Genomic DNA, 15,544 nt, shown 5'->3' with positions numbered 1-15,544 from the left:
ACAATCTCTCCCACGGGCTCATAGGCACTAGGGTTAGGGGGAGCTCACCGGCTATCTCCCGATGATCAGTCGGGGATCTTCTCCGCTAAGGCGGAGAAGATCAAGACATAAGGGTTAGGGTGAGGGGGTCAGAATCAGAAGTTGTAAGTCATGCCCACGGTATAACGACGGCCATCCAGCGTGGTGTTGAAGTGTTCGTAATCCACGGTTTTATCCAGAATGTTGTAAACCCCGCCGCTAAGCTGCAGGTTTTTAAGCGCCTGGTAACTCACCCCGGCATCAACAAAGGTATAGGATGGTGTGCTGACCGCCATTGAGGTACGGCTCAGGTATTCCGAGGTTTCGCTGCGGAAGTTAACCCGTGACCACAGGCCGAGATCCTCAGTGGCTTGCCAATCCAGCACGCCATTGATCATGTGCTTCGGCATCTGGTTCAGCGCCTTGCCCTGGAACTCACCGCTCTTCTGTTCAGACTCGGTAAAGGTGTAGTTGGTGCTCAGCTTCCAGTCTTCGGTGATTTGCCAACCGGCGGTCACTTCGATACCGCGCATATTGGCTTTATCCACGTTGACGCGGTCACTGACGAAATCATAAGTGGTGTCACCGATGGTGCAGGCCGGATCCTCTGAACTGTTACAGCGGCGAACTTCGGTGATTTTGTCTTTGAAATCGGTGTTGTACAGGGTGATGCCAGCGTTCAGTCCCTCTTGGTTATCCCACAGGATGCCGACCTCTTCACTGATGCTTTTCTCTGGCTTCAGATCCGGGTTACCCACGATGATACCGTTGCTCACGCCACCGCCGGTGATCTGGCCCCAGTTGGCAGAGGATTGACGCAGGTCTGGTGAACGGTAGCCCGCAGAAACCCCACCTTTCACGGTCCACTGTTCGGTCAGGTGCCACACGCCGTACATGCGTGGTGTCCAGTGGCTGCCGTAGTTCTGATCCTGATCCATACGGATCCCGGTGGTCAGGCTGAAATCGTTGGTCAGTGCCCATTCGTCTTCGGCGAACAGCGCCCAGCTCCAGCGGGTCAACTGGTCCAGACCGTCGGCGGCCTCAAGTTGGTTGCCACCGTCCTGCAATTTCTCGTAGCGGTATTGCCCGCCAAGGTTAAGCATGTGTGAGCCAAGGTCAAACTGGGTCTGGGTATTGAAGATGGTGTTGTACATCTTCATGTTACGCCCAGGGTTATTGGTCTCTTCCCGCTGAACGTAGCTGGTGCTGTTACCAAAGTCGTAATAGCCGTTATGGGTGATCGAGTAGTTATTACGGGTATACAGATTGTCGCTGGAGGAGTTCGGTTTACAGACGCCTTTGCGGCAGTTTTCTAATGCTACGGACTTACCTGGCGTGCTGTTGCGATCCTGTAGCGAACGGCCAATTTCGAAATCAAAGTCGTTCTTTTCATCCGGCGTCAGGCTGAATACCGCCGTGCCGCTGCGCATACGCTGTTCGTTAAAGCCATTGGTGAAGTGATCTTCCCCACGATGGGAGAACAGACCATTCACCCGTAGGCCAAGCAGCCCATCGATCAGCGGGCCAGAGGCGTAGGCGTTGGTCTGGTAGATATCACCGGAATCCCGGTCTTCCTGAATGGTGGCATCGCCTTGCAGGGAGCCAACCCAGTCTTTAGTGGTCGAGGTTTTGCGCGTGATGATGTTGATCACCCCGCCCATGGCGTCGGAGCCATAGAGTGAAGACATTGGCCCGCGTACCACTTCAATGCGTTCAATAGCCTGCAATGGCGGCAACCAACCTTGCTCGATACCGGCGTTATCGCTGTTAGGGCGGGTACCACGCGTATCGACGCGTTTACCGTCGATCAGGATCAGCGTGTACTTGGAGGACATACCACGAATGCTGATATCGCTGCTGCTGGCACCGCCGGTTACCACCACGCCCGGAACGTCTTTCAACGCATCGGTGACGTCGCGGTAGGCGCGGGTTTCCAACTGTTGGCGAGGGATCACCGATATGGTAGCCGGCGAATCTTGAATTCTTTGCTGGAAACCGGAGGCGGTGACCACCATGGTATCTTCAGTTTGTGCCAGAGTGCTGCCGCTGGCGAGTGATGCGAGGATTAACGCGGTTAAAGTGTTATAGCTTGGCTTTTCCATTGGGTTAAATATTCCCGTCCCGAGGTCAACAGGTTTTCCTGTTAGTTGTTTGATTTAAAAGAATATGTTTTCACGCTGCCGCGAGAATTCCCGTTGCGTGAGGAAAACGTCAGGCCATTGTAAGGAAATTGACAGAAATGTAAATGCAAATGATAACTCGTATCATTTGTATATTTGATCAGTAATGTATTGAAACCAGAGGAAAAGGAGGGGTATAGCCCGGCGCAGCGCAGTGGTGCGCCGGGTGGGTCAGCGTTTCTGGATGTAAGTGATTGCCAGTGCCAATGCCAGCACCAGTCCTTTGATGATATCCATGGCGTAGTAGGGCACAGAGAGCATCACCAGGCCGTTTTGCAATACGCCCAGGATAATCGCGCCAACCAGAGTACCCAGCGCATTGGGTTTGCCTGAGCCAGCCAGGGAGAAGCCGATATAGGCCGCCGCCACCGCATCCATCAGGTAACCGCCACCGGCGTTAACCTGTGAGGAACCGATACGTGACGCCAGCAAAATACCGCCAAGGCCCGCCAGCAGGGAGGAAAGCACATATGCGGTAACCCTGTAACGTACGGTGCGAATACCGGAAAGCCGGGCGGCCACCGGGTTACCGCCGATGGCATACATCCGGCGGCCATGCTTGGTCAGCGACAGGAAAAGCTGCATGATCACCGTCACTGCCAGCATAATCAGCACGATCACCGGTACCTGGCCCAGCGTGGAAAAGACCTCTGGGATCACGCCTTCGGCCATATCCCCGTTCGGCAGCACCATATTCTGGGTGATGGAGCCGCCGTAGCTGTAGGTCATGGCCACGCCCTGGATAACGAACAGGCTGGCGAGCGTGGCGAGCATATCGGGGATCTTCAGCACCACGATCAAAAAGGCATTGAACAGGCCGACCAGCGTACACAGCAGTAGCGTCAGCACGATGGCACCGGTGGTGCCAAAGCCGTACCAGGCAAACAGCGAGATCACCAACGCATTAGCCAACGACGCCGTTGAGCCGACGGAGAGATCGAAGCCGCCCACCGAAAGTGAGATCGACACGCCAATGGCAATCACCGTCACGATAGCGATCGAACGCAGAATGTTGATGATGTTATTGGCATCGAGGAAATTGTCGGAAGCCAGGCCAAACAGCGCGATCAAGGCGACAACGGTGAGCAACATCCCCCATTTATACAAAAACTCGAACAGCTGGTGGCGCCAAGGCAGAACGCTTTTCAGGGATAATTCTTTACTCACGCAGGAGTTCCTCCGGTGGAATACAGTAACAGGGTTTCTTCATCAATATCGGCGGCGTTGAGCTCCGCCACTACGCGGCCATCCCATAACACGCAGATGCGATCGCACAGGCCCACCAGCTCGGAAAACTCGCCGGAAGCATAGATAATGCCTTTGCCGTCACGTGCCAAACCGTCGATCAGCCGGAACAGATCCTGCTTGGCCTTGATATCTACGCCTTTAGTGGGTTCGTCAAAGATCAGCACCTCGGCGTTGCCACGTAACCATTTGCCGATCGCCACTTTTTGCTGATTGCCGCCAGACAGGCGGGCCAGCTTTTGCTGTGGGCCGGAGGCCCGTACGCCAAGCCGTTGCATGATCTCAATCGCCCAGCGCAGTTCCTGACGGCGGCTGAACAGGCTCCAGCGGGAGAAGCTGTCATCGGCGCTGACGCTCAGGTTCATCGGGATGGCTTCGTGGATAAAAATGCCTTCCTTGCGTCGCTCTTCCGGCACCAGCGCCAGGCCTTGTTCTACCGAGAGATGCGGTGAATGCGGTGCCCAAGGTTTGCCGCGCAGCTCTCCCTGCGCCAATTTGCTGGGGGTTGCGCCGAATAACGCTTTGCAAAGCTCGGTCTTACCTGCGCCCGCCAGCCCGGCAATGCCTAGGATCTCCCCTTGATGCAGGGTTAAAGAGACGTCACGCAGTTTATGGCGATCGTGCAGCCCTTCTACTCGCAGCAACGGGCGCGAGCCGTGCGGTGGGCGGGGGGCCGGAAAGATATCGTCCAGCGAATGGCCCAGCATTTTTTCGACGATCTGCTCACCGCTCAGGCCCTGCATGCTGCCTTCACCGGCATGACGACCGTCGCGCAGTACCGTCAAATGGTCGCAGACGGTTTTCAATTCGTGGATACGGTGGGAAATAAACACGATGCCGATACCTTCGGCGCGCAGGCGGCGCACGATGTGGAACAGGCGTTCGCTCTCATTGCTGTCTAGCGGGGCCGTCGGCTCATCAAGCACCAGAAAACGGCAGCGGTGGGATAGTGCCCGAGCCAGCAGCACCTGCTGTTTCTCCGCCAACGTACAAGCTTCCAGGCGTTGGCGTGGGTTGATATTCAGCCCAAGCTGCCGCAACAGCGCGGCGGCCTGGCGATGTAACTGCCGCCAGTTCAGCAGATGGCCCGGCTGATTGAGCCAATCCAGCATGATGTTTTCCGCGACCGACAGCGTGGGGATCAGCGCCACATCCACCTCCTGCTGTACCACCTGGATCCCGTGCTGGCGCGCCTGCAGCGGCGAATGAATATCGACCTTTTGGCCGTCGATAAAAATTTCACCCTGATAATGGTTATGCGCGCCGGAGAGAATGCCCATTAGCGTGGATTTGCCCGCGCCGTTGGCCCCCACCAGCGCATGAGTCGAACCGCCTTGCAGCGTAAAGTCGACGTTTTGCAGTGCGTTGAACCCGGCAAAGGCGATGGAGATATTGCGCATCTCCAGGCGTGAAGCGGTATTGGTCGGCATAGTTTGGCTGAAGACGTTGCGCCCCTCGTGTTTCAAATCGCGGCGTGGTGGCGGCAACGTGAAATTCATTTGGATGTATAGATGGCTAAAGAAACTCTTTTGTAACATGAATTGCCATTTTTGCAACATGCAAAATGGCATAACGTAGATAAAAAGCGGGGTCAGAACCCTAAGCGATCGCGCAGGGCGTAGTAGGCGGCCCCTAGGGCGGTAAATGGCACCTGTAAATGGCGGCCACCGAAGAACGGCAAATGAGGGAGTTGGGCGAAAGCATCAAAGCGTTCCGCGTCGCCGCGCAGCACTTCGGCAATCAGTTTGCCTGCCAGATGTGTCAAGGTCACGCCGTGGCCGCTGTCGCCTTGCAGGTAGTAAACGTTATTTTCCAGGCGACCAAACTGCGGCATGCGTGACAGGGTCAGCAGGAAATTGCCGGTCCAGCGGTAATCGATGCGCACCTTCTTCAACTGCGGGAAGGTTTTGAGCATCAAGGGCAGGATCCTGGCGTCGATATCCGCCGGATCCTGTGCGCCATAAACCACGCCTCCGCCGTATAACAAACGGTTGTCTGCCGTCAGGCGGAAGTAATCCAGCAGGTAGTTGCAGTCTTCAACGCAGTAATTATCCGGCAGCAGGGAAAGGGCCATATCCGCAGATAAAGGCTCGGTGGTGATGATTTGCGAGCCGCAGGGCATGCTCAAGCGGCTGAGGCGCGGTTCTAGCTTCTCCCCCAGATAGGCATTGCCTGCCAGGATCACCAAACTGGCGCTGACGGAACCCAGCGCTGTGTGTAGCTTGTTAGGTTGGCCATAATCGATGTGGGTGACCGCCGATTGTTCAAACAGCCGCCCGCCGTGGCGGCGTACCGCTTCGGCTTCACCCAGCGCCAGATTTAACGGATGCAAATGGCCACCTTGGCGATCCAGCAGCCCGCCGACATAGCGTTCGCTGGCCACGGTGCGGCGCATGGCTTCCCCGTCCAGCAGTTCCAGTTGCTGGTGGCCATAACGCTGCCAGTGGTTCATCTTTTGTGTTAATTCGTTGAATTGACGTGAGGTGAGAGCGGCGGCCACCGCGCCGGGGCGATAGTCACAGGCGATGGCGTAGCGATCGATCCGCTGGCGAATGATCTCCGCACCTTCAAACATCATGCTGCCGAGCATTGCCGCGGTCTGCTGGCCGTAGCGAGCCTCAATCACATCGATATCGCGGCTGTAGGAGTTCACCACCTGCCCACCGTTGCGCCCACTGGCTCCCCAACCGATGCGGGCGGCTTCCAGCACCACCACGTCGTAACCAGCCTCGGTCAGGTGCAGGGCGCTGGAGAGGCCGCTAAAACCGCCACCGACGATGCAGACATCGCAGCGGATAGCCTCGTTCAACTGGGGATAAGGAGCGTGGGGGTTGGCGCTGGCGGCATAATAGCTGGCAACATGTTCCATCATCACTCCTCCGGCGGATCTTGTCAGAAGGTGGTTGGGGTGTGCGCGCTGACGATCTTGCAAACGCGCGTTGAGGTATTGCTGAAGCTGTGGGGCATACCGGTGTTGATGGCATAGCTCTGGCCAGCGGTCAGCAGATAGGTCTGGCCGTTGACCGTCAGCATGATCTCCCCTTCGAGCAGCGTGCCGATCTCTTCGCCCTGATGCTTGATCTTTTCACCGGTGGTGGTGCCCGGTTGATAGGTCTCCAGCATCATGGCCAGGCTGCGGGTAGGGCTGCCGTTATGCACTAGCTTCATCGAAACGCCTTGGCTGCCGATCTCAATCAGATCGTCCGGCTCGATCACCACTTTGGGTTCATCTGGCCGTGCAGGTTCAGCAAAAAATTCAGACAGCGATAACCCATAGACCTTCAGCAGTTTCTGCAGCGTACTGATGGCAGGGCTGACTTTGTCCTGCTCAATGGTGCTGATGGCGCTGTGGGTTAATCCGGACAGTTCGGCGACCCTACGCTGTGACAAACCCAAGTGCTGACGGATCTGCGACAGGCGCTTGCCTGGTGCCAAGCTGACTTCGCTCATAGCGGTAGTTCCTTCTGGTAGGAGCGACAGGTTGGGATCACACCCGGAGCCGGGTACCTGTCTGAGTGATATCGAAACCACATGATATCGGTAGTTGGGCGGCCGTTGTAAAATATATTGCCCATGTTTCCCCCTGGTCTGGCGGAAGAAATTCTGTACCAACAAAGCGCAAACAACGCCTTTTCGGTCAATATTTTATCAATTTAGCAGTCCATGGCGAATAATCAAACGCCATTGTAACATTTGCAAACCATTTATGTTAAAGCTATGTTTCATGTTATGGGTGTTATTTTGAGCGCCAGCCTGTGGCGCACTCTATAGAGAAATCAAACCATGTGTTAAGTCAATCGGCAAGCGGATGCGAAGGCATTCCCTAGAGCACAACGGCAGGTGATGTATGCAAACCAATAGCGCAGTAGTAGAAGATTTTGCACAGCATAATGAAGAAAGGCGAAGTAGCGCGTTCCAAAGTGAGGTTGCTCACTATTTGGAACGCCATCCTGCCACGCAGTATATCGATATCCTTCTCACCGATCTCAATGGTTCCTTCCGCGGTAAACGCATTCCCGTCTCCGGGTTGAAAAAAGTTGAAAAAGGCTGCTATTTCCCTGCCTCGGTGTTCGCTATGGACATTTTGGGCAACGTGGTCGAAGAGGCCGGATTGGGCCAGGAACTGGGCGAGCCGGATCGGATCTGCATGCCCGTGCCCGGTACGCTGACGCCGTCGGCGGCGGATCCGGAACATATCGGTCAGGTGCTACTGACCATGCTGGATGAAGATGGTACTCCCTTTGACGTTGAACCCCGCAATGTACTGAACCGAATATGGCAGGCGTTGCGCCAGCGCGGACTATTCCCGGTGGTAGCGGTAGAGTTGGAGTTTTATCTCATCGATCGACAGCGAGACTCAGCAGGTTATCTGCAGCCGCCGTGCGCACCGGGTACTCAGGAGCGCAACGTACAGAGCCAGGTCTATTCGCTGGATAACCTCAACCATTTTGCTGGGGTGCTCAACGACATCGACACGCTGGCACAGATGCAGGGGCTACCGGCGGATGGCGCGGTGGCGGAAGCCTCCCCCGGCCAGTTCGAGGTGAACCTGAATCACACCGACAACGTGCTGCAAGCCTGCGATCATGCGCTGGCGCTGAAGCGCTTGGTGCGTCAGGTGGCCGAACATCACCATATGCATGCCACTTTTATGGCGAAACCTTATGAGGAATACGCGGGGAGTGGCATGCACGTCCATCTCAGCGTGGTAGACAGCGCGGGGAAAAACCTGTTTGCCGAAACGGATGGCGAAGATTCGGCACTGCTTAAGCGGACATTAGCCGGGATGATCGCCTTGATGCCTGCATCGATGGCGGTGCTGGCGCCTAACGTCAATGCGTTCCGCCGTTTCCAGCCGGGGATGTATGTGCCGGTCCAGGCATCCTGGGGGCATAACAACCGTACCGTGGCGTTGCGTATTCCCTGTGGCGATGCGCAGAACCACCGCGTGGAGTACCGCGTTGCCGGTGCCGATGCCAACCCCTATCTGGTGGTGGCGACGATCCTGGCGGGGATGTTGTACGGGCTAGACACCGAATTACCGCTGCCTGAGCCAGTGACCGGCAACGGTTTGGAACAGGAGGGGCTACCGTTCCCGATCCGCCAAAGTGATGCCCTGTACGAATTCGAGCATCAGCACGAACTGACGCACTACCTCGGCGAACGCTTTTCACAGGTTTATCACGCCTGCAAAATGGGTGAACTGATGCAGTTTGAACGGTTGGTGACGGAAACCGAGATCGACTGGATGCTGAAAAATGCCTGATATCAGGTACCCTGATGGCAATGAAGGGCCTTTTTCCTGATATTAAGCAAAAGAATTTGTATTAGAAGGTTTCAGGATCTTGTCTTTCTGTGATCTTATGGCAAAATACGCGAAATGCAGATAGCCGACGTTTTAACGCGTCGGTTATTTTTTTTTGCATTATGTTTTACCAACGTGCGTTTCATACATCAAGCGAGGCCGGACATCGAGCCGGATAGATAAATAGGTTCGTCGCGATCAACCAAAACTTTATGGTCGTGACTCATGAGGATAAGAAAGATGGGGCAATTTTTCACCTTGGCACCGGTGCCCGCCGGTTTCCGTTGCGGTCGCAGCGATTATGGAGCAACACAGGCTTTTGTGCCTAGTTATCCAGCTTCCCTCATCCCCCTTTTAGAATTTAGTCGCACGTTGCGAAGTTTCCCCGCAACCTTGAGTCTTGGCGTGTCTATTATCCGCAAGACTGAAGGTAAGGGGGGGCTACGCGATGTCCGATAACATCATCACCGCCGCACCAGCTGCCGGCCAGCGCGCCCAACTGCGTAAAACACTGACTTTAGTCCCGGTCGTCATGATGGGTCTGGCCTATTTGCAGCCCATGACCATCTTTGACACCTTCGGCATCGTCTCCGGCCTGACCGACGGTCACGTCGCGACCGCGTACGCCTTTGCTCTGCTGGCGATCCTGTTTACCGCCCTGAGCTACGGCAAACTGGTGAAGAAATTCCCTTCAGCCGGTTCTGCCTATACCTATGCCCAGAAAGCCATCAGCCCGCACGTCGGCTTTATGGTGGGTTGGTCATCACTGCTGGACTACCTGTTCATGCCGATGATCAACATCCTGTTGGCAAAAATTTACCTGGAAGCCATTTTCCCGGGTGTACCTTCGTGGATCTTCGTTGCGGCCCTGGTTGCCTTGATGACGGCGTTCAACCTGCGTGGCATCAAGCTGGTAGCCAACCTGAACTCCATTATCGTGGTGGTCCAGGTGGCAATCATGATCGTGTTCCTGGGCCTGGTGATTAACGGTATCTCCCACGGTGAAGGTGCAGGTACGCTGGTGAGCAGCCGTCCGTTCTGGTCTGACAATGCGCACGTAGTGCCGATGATCACCGGTGCGACCATTCTGTGCTTCTCGTTCCTCGGCTTTGACGGCATCAGCTCGTTATCCGAAGAAACCAAAGATGCAGAAAACGTGATCCCGAAAGCCATCTTCCTGACGGCCTTGATCGGCGGCGTGATCTTTATCGTGGTGTCGTACTTCGTGCAGCTGTACTTCCCAGATATCTCGCGCTTCAAAGATCCTGACGCATCACAGCCGGAAATCATGCTGTATGTGGCTGGCAAGTTCTTCCAGTCGGTGATCCTGGTGTTCTCGTGCGTAACCGTACTGGCTTCCGGTATGGCATCTCACGCGGGTGTTTCCCGTCTGATGTACGTCATGGGCCGTGATGGCGTATTCCCGGAGCGTTTCTTCGGTTATGTGCATCCAAAATGGCGTACTCCGGCGCTGAACGTACTGCTGGTTGGCGCGATTGCGCTGTCTGCCGTTTCGTTCGATCTGGTCACGGCTACGGCACTGATCAACTTTGGCGCTCTGATCGCGTTTACCTTCGTTAACCTGTCGGTGATCTCGCAGTTCTACATTCGCGAGAAACGCAATCGTACGCTGAAAGACACCTTCAACTACCTGATCCTGCCGGTGATGGGGGCGTTAACCGTCGGTGCATTGTGGGTCAACCTGGAAGTCAGCTCGATGACGCTGGGCCTGGTCTGGGCGGCGATTGGTCTGCTGTATCTGACGTTTGTCACCCGCAGCTTCAGCCTGCCGGTGCCACAGGCAAGCGAAGACGTGGCTTAATCCACTCGCCTGCCTCGCGATAGCAAAAAGGGTTCCACATGTTGGAACCCTTTTTGTTTGCTTGAAGAAATGTAATGCCGTTCAGTGAGAAGGTGGCTGAGGTACTTGCGGCTCCCCTCACCCCAACCCTCTCCCACAGGGCTGAGGAATCCCCACTAATTTTTTCTTAGTGGTTTCAGAGAATTAGAGCGAGTGTTTTACGATCAATCCGTTCCATTTTGTTCGTAAATTGGCAGTGAGAGAATGACGAACCACTTCTTCTCGTCTGCTTGAGGCTATTTTTTAGTCCTGTTTTGGGTAAAAAACAGCCTATTTCTCGTCTCAATTTTTCTGGGGATTCCTCAGCCCACAGGGAGAGGGAGCTGGTATGGCGTTGTGGTCAGGTGCGGAAGTTAATCTGTAACCAGGTTGATGCAGAGGATGAGTGGCGTACCTCAGAATTGATCTGAAACGGGCTGATGTAGAGGACGAATACTGTAGTTAAGTATGTAGCACGTTCAGTCCCCTCTCCCTTTGGGAGAGGGTTAGGGTGAGGGTTACCCCACCAACTGTTTACCGTAGTCAAACAGCGCCTTCAGCAACGCCATCTTCTCTTTATCCCCTTCGTGCAGGTTGTACAGCGATTCCAGCTGCAAGATATAACTTTGCACCCGCTCGGCACTCAGCACCTCCTGGCGGTGCTGCAACCAGCGGCGCTGCTCTGCGTCGTCCAGCGTATTGGGGTAGTTACGGGCCCGGAAGCGGAATAGCAGCTCTTTCATCCGGCCATCGCTGAAGGTCAAATCCAGCGCGGGTAGATTCTGCGGTTTGGTTTGCTGAATGATCCTCATCGCCGCTTTGTCGGCGTCGCTGAAGAAACCGTCGTACAGTTTGGCATCCACATCATCGTTCGGGGTGAAAGGAGCGGCTTCGGCAAATATGGCTACCACTTTTTCACGGATCTCCGGGTGCTGGCGCAGCACCTTCAGATTCTCCAGACACGCCTGACGATCGATGCCTAGCCTGTCTGCGTTTTCTGGCAGCAGCGTCTTGGCAGGAGCCAGCACTGGGCATTTATTGATATGCACCAGTTTGATCGGCACCGGGGCCTGATCGGCTGCCAATTGATCGCGGCGGGTGTAGAGGCGTTCACGCAGCTCGTCGGCATTCAGTTCCAGCAACGGGCTAATATCCCCTGCCAGATCGCACATAATCACCGCATTTTTATTGTCTGGGTGCCAGGCCAGCGGTGAAACCCAACTGGTGTTACCCCGTGCCGCGCCAAACATGCCGGAAACGTGCATTAACGGCGTCATTTCCGCGACGTCGATCAGCGCATTGAGTTTGTGCTTGTTACGGTGCTGCAACAGGTAGTCAAACAGCCTTGGCTGCGCCTGTTTGACCAGCTTGGCCATGGCAATGGTGGCATGCACATCGGACATCGCATCGTGAGCATGTTCGTGTTCAACGCCGTTGGCACGCGTCAGATGTTCCAGACGGAAACTGGGGAAGCCATCTTCATTTTCTGGCCAGATGATGCCTTCCGGGCGCAGGGCGTAGCAGGCCCGCATCACATCCAGCAGATCCCAGCGGGAATTGCCGTTTTGCCAGCTGTAGGCATAAGGGTCGTAGAAGCTGCGGTAAAAGATGTTGCGGCTGACTTCATCGTCAAAGCGGATATTGTTGTAACCCAGAATGCAGGTGCCAGGGACGCTGAACGCTTCATGAATACGGCGGGCAAACTCGGCCTCGTTAACGCCTTTGGCCAGCGCCTCTTGTGGCGTGATGCCGGTGATCATCACCGCTTCGGGGTCGGGCAGATAGTCATCGGCTGGCGCACAGTAAAACACCTGCGGTTCTTCGATAATGATGAAATCCATATCGGTACGCACCCCGGCAAACTGCGCCGGGCGGTCCATTGACGGGCTTTTGCCGAAGGTTTCGTAGTCGTGGATGTAGAATGTGGCCGGTGCCTTGCTGCTCAAAGTCGCATCTCTTGTTGGCGTAGGGAATAGCCCTATTGTAACGGCGCGATCACCGATGCCAAGTATTGGTTAATGCTTAACGTTAAATTGAGTGGCGCTGCGCAGTACGATAGAAGTTCAGCCGTTGCTGAAAGTAGCCGCGTAGATGCGTGGGGATGTGCGTTTCGGCGCTTTCCCACTCGGCGGCGTAGCCGTAGCGTTCGCTATAAATAATTCTGAGTGCCAGCAAATCGGTTTGGATCTTTTCACGTTCTTGCTGGGGTAGGCCATCCAGTGGTCGTGGCATGTCTTTCTCCCTATTCGATAGCGCATAATATGTGGCTAAAGAGAATTTGTCGCTACCTCATTCAGGGCAGAACTTTCACAGCGCCTGTGCCAGAGTGGGGTGGTGCTTTACTGGCTTGATGCTCATCGCTTGTTCTTGCTGACCATGATCGTGCTGATGATCCAGAGATTTAGCATAGGTATACAGACCGCTAATCAGAGCCAGCCAGAATAGTGTGCAAACGGTTAATACAGCCAGCCAGACCTTTTGGTTGTAGCTCATGTTAACTCCTAAAAACCGCATGGGATTAATCCCATTAATTAAATCAGAGATAACATAAATGTTAATTAAACAAACGGAATAAAAGAGGCGCTGAGCTGTTACTCATTGTCTGTGAGTGTTTCAGGATATTCCTTAAGATAATATTAAGAAGAGTCGTTACGTAATCAGTTAATTTCTATTTACTTCTGGTTTATAAATATAGGCATACACTCCACCTCATTCAATACAAATGTAGGTGTGTAAGATGAAAACGTTACTGTTGACTGGGGCGACTGGCTTTCTCGGTGGTGCGGTACTTGAAAAGTTACTGACGGAAAATCAAAAAGTTAACTACCTATTATTGGTGCGAGCGGAAACCGAGGAACAGGGCTTGAACCGTATTTTCACTAATATGGAAAAGTTCAATATAGATAAAAACATTCTGAGTAAGCTCACTGTGGAGAATATTTTACTGGGTGACTTAAGCGAACCGGAATACTTTTTGTCTGATGCCCGTATTAACCAGGTAACTCATGTCGTTAACTGTGCCGCGGTGGCGTCATTTGGTAATAACCCACTTATTTGGAAGGTTAACGTTGAAGGCACGCTGGCATTTGCGCAGCGAATGGCTCAGGTGGTTGGATTAAAACGTTTTCTGCATGTGGGCACGGCAATGTCTTGTGCACCTCAGGTGGGGTCGTTGGTGGCAGAAAGCGCCGAGTTTGAGGAAACTGCCGAACACTTGGTGGAATATACCCGCTCCAAATCGACCATCGAGCAACTGATGCGGCAAACCTGCCCGCAGCTGCCGCTGGTGATCGCCCGGCCCTCGATCGTGGTGGGGCATACGCAGTTGGGTTGCAAACCCTCCAGCAGTATTTTCTGGGTGTTCAGTATGGCGTTGATGCTGCGTAAGTTTATGTGTTCACTGCAAGATAGTATCGATGTGATCCCGGTGGATTATTGCGCTGATGCATTAGTGATGCTGCTTAACCGCGAGAGCTTGGATAACGATGTTTACCATATCTCGGCGGGGGAGGAGAGCAGCGTCAGTTTTGCGGATATCGATTATGCCATCGCTGCCGCACTAGAGGAGCCACCGGTGGGCGATCGCTATGCGCAGGTCAGCTACGAAGCCCTGTTGCAAATGCGCAAACAGTTGAAGGATATCTTCGGGCCATGCAATGAGCGCCTGATGTTGAAAGCGATGCGTCTGTACGGCTCCTTTGCCATGCTGAACGTGCGCTTTAGCAACGAAAAAATCCTCAAGCTGGGCATGCCGAAGCCGCCACGCTTTACCGATTATATTGGCCGCTGCGTGCAATCGACCCGTGGGTTGTCGATACCACAGCAAATGGCGGTGGACTTTAAATAGCGGATAACTGCTCGTATGTAGGGGCGCTGCATGCTGCGCCCGATTTTCTGACGCAATGACAATTGCGAGGAACAGATCTGTACCGATCCTGCCTAGACCATTGATTATCCAGACGGGCGCAGCATGCAGCGCCCCTACGATGTTAGCCCAGAGAAGGAACGTCAGTACAAATTCGGCAAAATAATCGGCAAGCGCTACCAGGAGGAGGAAGACCAGAATACCCGACCCAGCACTACCAGTTGGTCTTTGCGCTGTGGATAGCTGAGCCGTTCATCTTGGTACTCTTCCCGATTCAGAGAGCGGATGACCACGCCACCGTCGGGCTGCTCAATCAGGATCTTGACCCGTAACAGATTGCCGTGGCGGATGGCATAGGTTTTCCCTTCGCGGATACGGGTATCGACGGTATTGATACCCACCACATCACCATCCTGCAACCGGGGTTCCATGCTGGAACCTGAAATGCGGATAATGCGTGCCGCGTTCACCGGCACCCCCATCTTGTGCAGATAGTAGCGGCGGAAGATCAGCGAGAACTCTTCACTATCGACAATTTCGTAGCAGCCGTCACCGGCGGAGAAATCGATATCCAGCAATGGGATCTCCACAAACTCTTCCTTGTCCTGCTCGGTATCTTCCCATACCACGGGTTTGAGCCGTGCCGGTTGGAAATCCGATTCGGCTGCCACGTTGGCAAACGGCTGTTCCAGCGCCTTTTCATGGAATACATCGAACCAGCCTTTGGGCAAGCCGAGTTTAGCCTCAATGCGTCTGGCGAGGTTGTCGCCCAGGTTGCGGGAGGATTTTTCACCGGTGATCTGGCTCAGCGTTGGCGCAGAAGATCCCACCAGGATGGCGAACTCATTCTGGTTGGTGCCTTGCCGGGCGAAACGTGCCATCAGATCGCGCAGGTTGTTGCGCCTGATTTCTTTGGTTTCCATGCGCCGATGGTCTCATTCTTTAGCAAAAAGGTAAATCCTCCGCCGCTAAAATCTTTAGCGCCAACCTAAACCTATTCCTAACCAGGAAACATCTTTCAACAGCTTGTGTTGTACGTCAGCCACATTGTTCCACTAAAATAAGGGTTTTACAGCAGGGTTGGCGGGTAC

Annotated in this window: 12 protein-coding genes; 3 read left to right on the top strand and 9 right to left on the bottom strand. The window is 54.4% G+C overall.

Annotated features, from left to right (window positions below; genetic code table 11):
- Window positions 1-134: 134 nt before the first annotated feature.
- The 5 genes from ACMV5I_RS20535 to puuR all read right to left on the bottom strand — a co-directional run bounded on the left by ACMV5I_RS20535 (window position 135) and on the right by puuR (window position 6,893).
- Window positions 135-2,120, bottom strand: a complete 1,986-nt coding sequence (locus tag ACMV5I_RS20535; protein WP_414825176.1) for a ligand-gated channel protein — start codon at window positions 2,118-2,120, stop codon at window positions 135-137.
- A gap of 249 nt (window positions 2,121-2,369) precedes the next feature.
- Entirely contained in the window at window positions 2,370-3,365 is a 996-nt protein-coding gene (locus ACMV5I_RS20530; protein ID WP_414825175.1) for an ABC transporter permease, read from the bottom strand.
- The gene (locus ACMV5I_RS20525) at window positions 3,362-4,873 is read right to left on the bottom strand and encodes a sugar ABC transporter ATP-binding protein (RefSeq protein ID WP_414825177.1); all 1,512 of its coding nucleotides are present in this window, start codon (window positions 4,871-4,873) and stop codon (window positions 3,362-3,364) included. Before ACMV5I_RS20525 ends, ACMV5I_RS20530 begins: the two co-directional genes overlap by 4 nt.
- A 161-nt stretch (window positions 4,874-5,034) precedes the next feature.
- Entirely contained in the window at window positions 5,035-6,315 is a 1,281-nt protein-coding gene (locus ACMV5I_RS20520; RefSeq protein ID WP_414825174.1) for an NAD(P)/FAD-dependent oxidoreductase, read from the bottom strand.
- A gap of 20 nt (window positions 6,316-6,335) precedes the next feature.
- Window positions 6,336-6,893, bottom strand: a complete 558-nt coding sequence (gene puuR, locus ACMV5I_RS20515; RefSeq protein ID WP_121607311.1) for an HTH-type transcriptional regulator PuuR — start codon at window positions 6,891-6,893, stop codon at window positions 6,336-6,338.
- Between the two features lie 397 nt (window positions 6,894-7,290).
- Here puuR and ACMV5I_RS20510 point away from each other — a divergent pair, with 397 nt between their 5' ends.
- Together ACMV5I_RS20510 and ACMV5I_RS20505 are read left to right on the top strand one after the other, a co-directional pair.
- On the top strand, window positions 7,291-8,709 hold the full coding sequence (locus ACMV5I_RS20510; protein ID WP_414825173.1) for a glutamine synthetase family protein: 1,419 nt from the start codon (window positions 7,291-7,293) through the stop codon (window positions 8,707-8,709).
- 487 nt (window positions 8,710-9,196) lie between these two features.
- Window positions 9,197-10,570 carry an APC family permease gene (locus ACMV5I_RS20505; RefSeq protein ID WP_024484982.1) on the top strand — a complete coding sequence of 458 codons (1,374 nt, stop codon included), beginning with the start codon at window positions 9,197-9,199 and terminating at the stop codon, window positions 10,568-10,570.
- A 536-nt stretch (window positions 10,571-11,106) separates the two neighbouring features.
- Here the strand turns inward: ACMV5I_RS20505 and sbcB are convergent.
- From sbcB to ACMV5I_RS20490, 3 genes are all read right to left on the bottom strand, one after another.
- The gene (gene sbcB, locus ACMV5I_RS20500; protein WP_414825172.1) at window positions 11,107-12,534 is read right to left on the bottom strand and encodes an exodeoxyribonuclease I; all 1,428 of its coding nucleotides are present in this window, start codon (window positions 12,532-12,534) and stop codon (window positions 11,107-11,109) included.
- Between the two features lie 82 nt (window positions 12,535-12,616).
- A complete protein-coding gene (locus tag ACMV5I_RS20495) occupies window positions 12,617-12,820 on the bottom strand; it encodes a DNA polymerase III subunit theta (RefSeq protein WP_414825171.1) in 204 nt (67 codons plus the stop codon).
- A gap of 75 nt (window positions 12,821-12,895) precedes the next feature.
- Window positions 12,896-13,081, bottom strand: a complete 186-nt coding sequence (locus tag ACMV5I_RS20490) for a hypothetical protein (protein ID WP_021805840.1) — start codon at window positions 13,079-13,081, stop codon at window positions 12,896-12,898.
- Window positions 13,082-13,325: 244 nt separating this feature from the next.
- On the opposite strand from ACMV5I_RS20490, the gene ACMV5I_RS20485 reads away from it, so the two are divergent.
- On the top strand, window positions 13,326-14,435 hold the full coding sequence (locus tag ACMV5I_RS20485; RefSeq protein ID WP_024485910.1) for an SDR family oxidoreductase: 1,110 nt from the start codon (window positions 13,326-13,328) through the stop codon (window positions 14,433-14,435).
- Window positions 14,436-14,629: 194 nt separating this feature from the next.
- Here ACMV5I_RS20485 and ACMV5I_RS20480 read toward each other — a convergent pair whose 3' ends face one another.
- Window positions 14,630-15,376: a helix-turn-helix transcriptional regulator gene (locus ACMV5I_RS20480; RefSeq protein ID WP_024485911.1), complete on the bottom strand. Its 747-nt coding sequence runs from the start codon at window positions 15,374-15,376 to the stop codon at window positions 14,630-14,632.
- Window positions 15,377-15,544: the final 168 nt, after the last annotated feature.

It is taken from the genome of Serratia sp. T13T92 (genome assembly GCF_047530105.1).
Lineage (GTDB): Bacteria > Pseudomonadota > Gammaproteobacteria > Enterobacterales > Enterobacteriaceae > Chania > Chania fonticola.
Note: the sequence above shows the minus strand (reverse complement) of the source record. Positions and strands in the feature narration are given on the sequence as shown.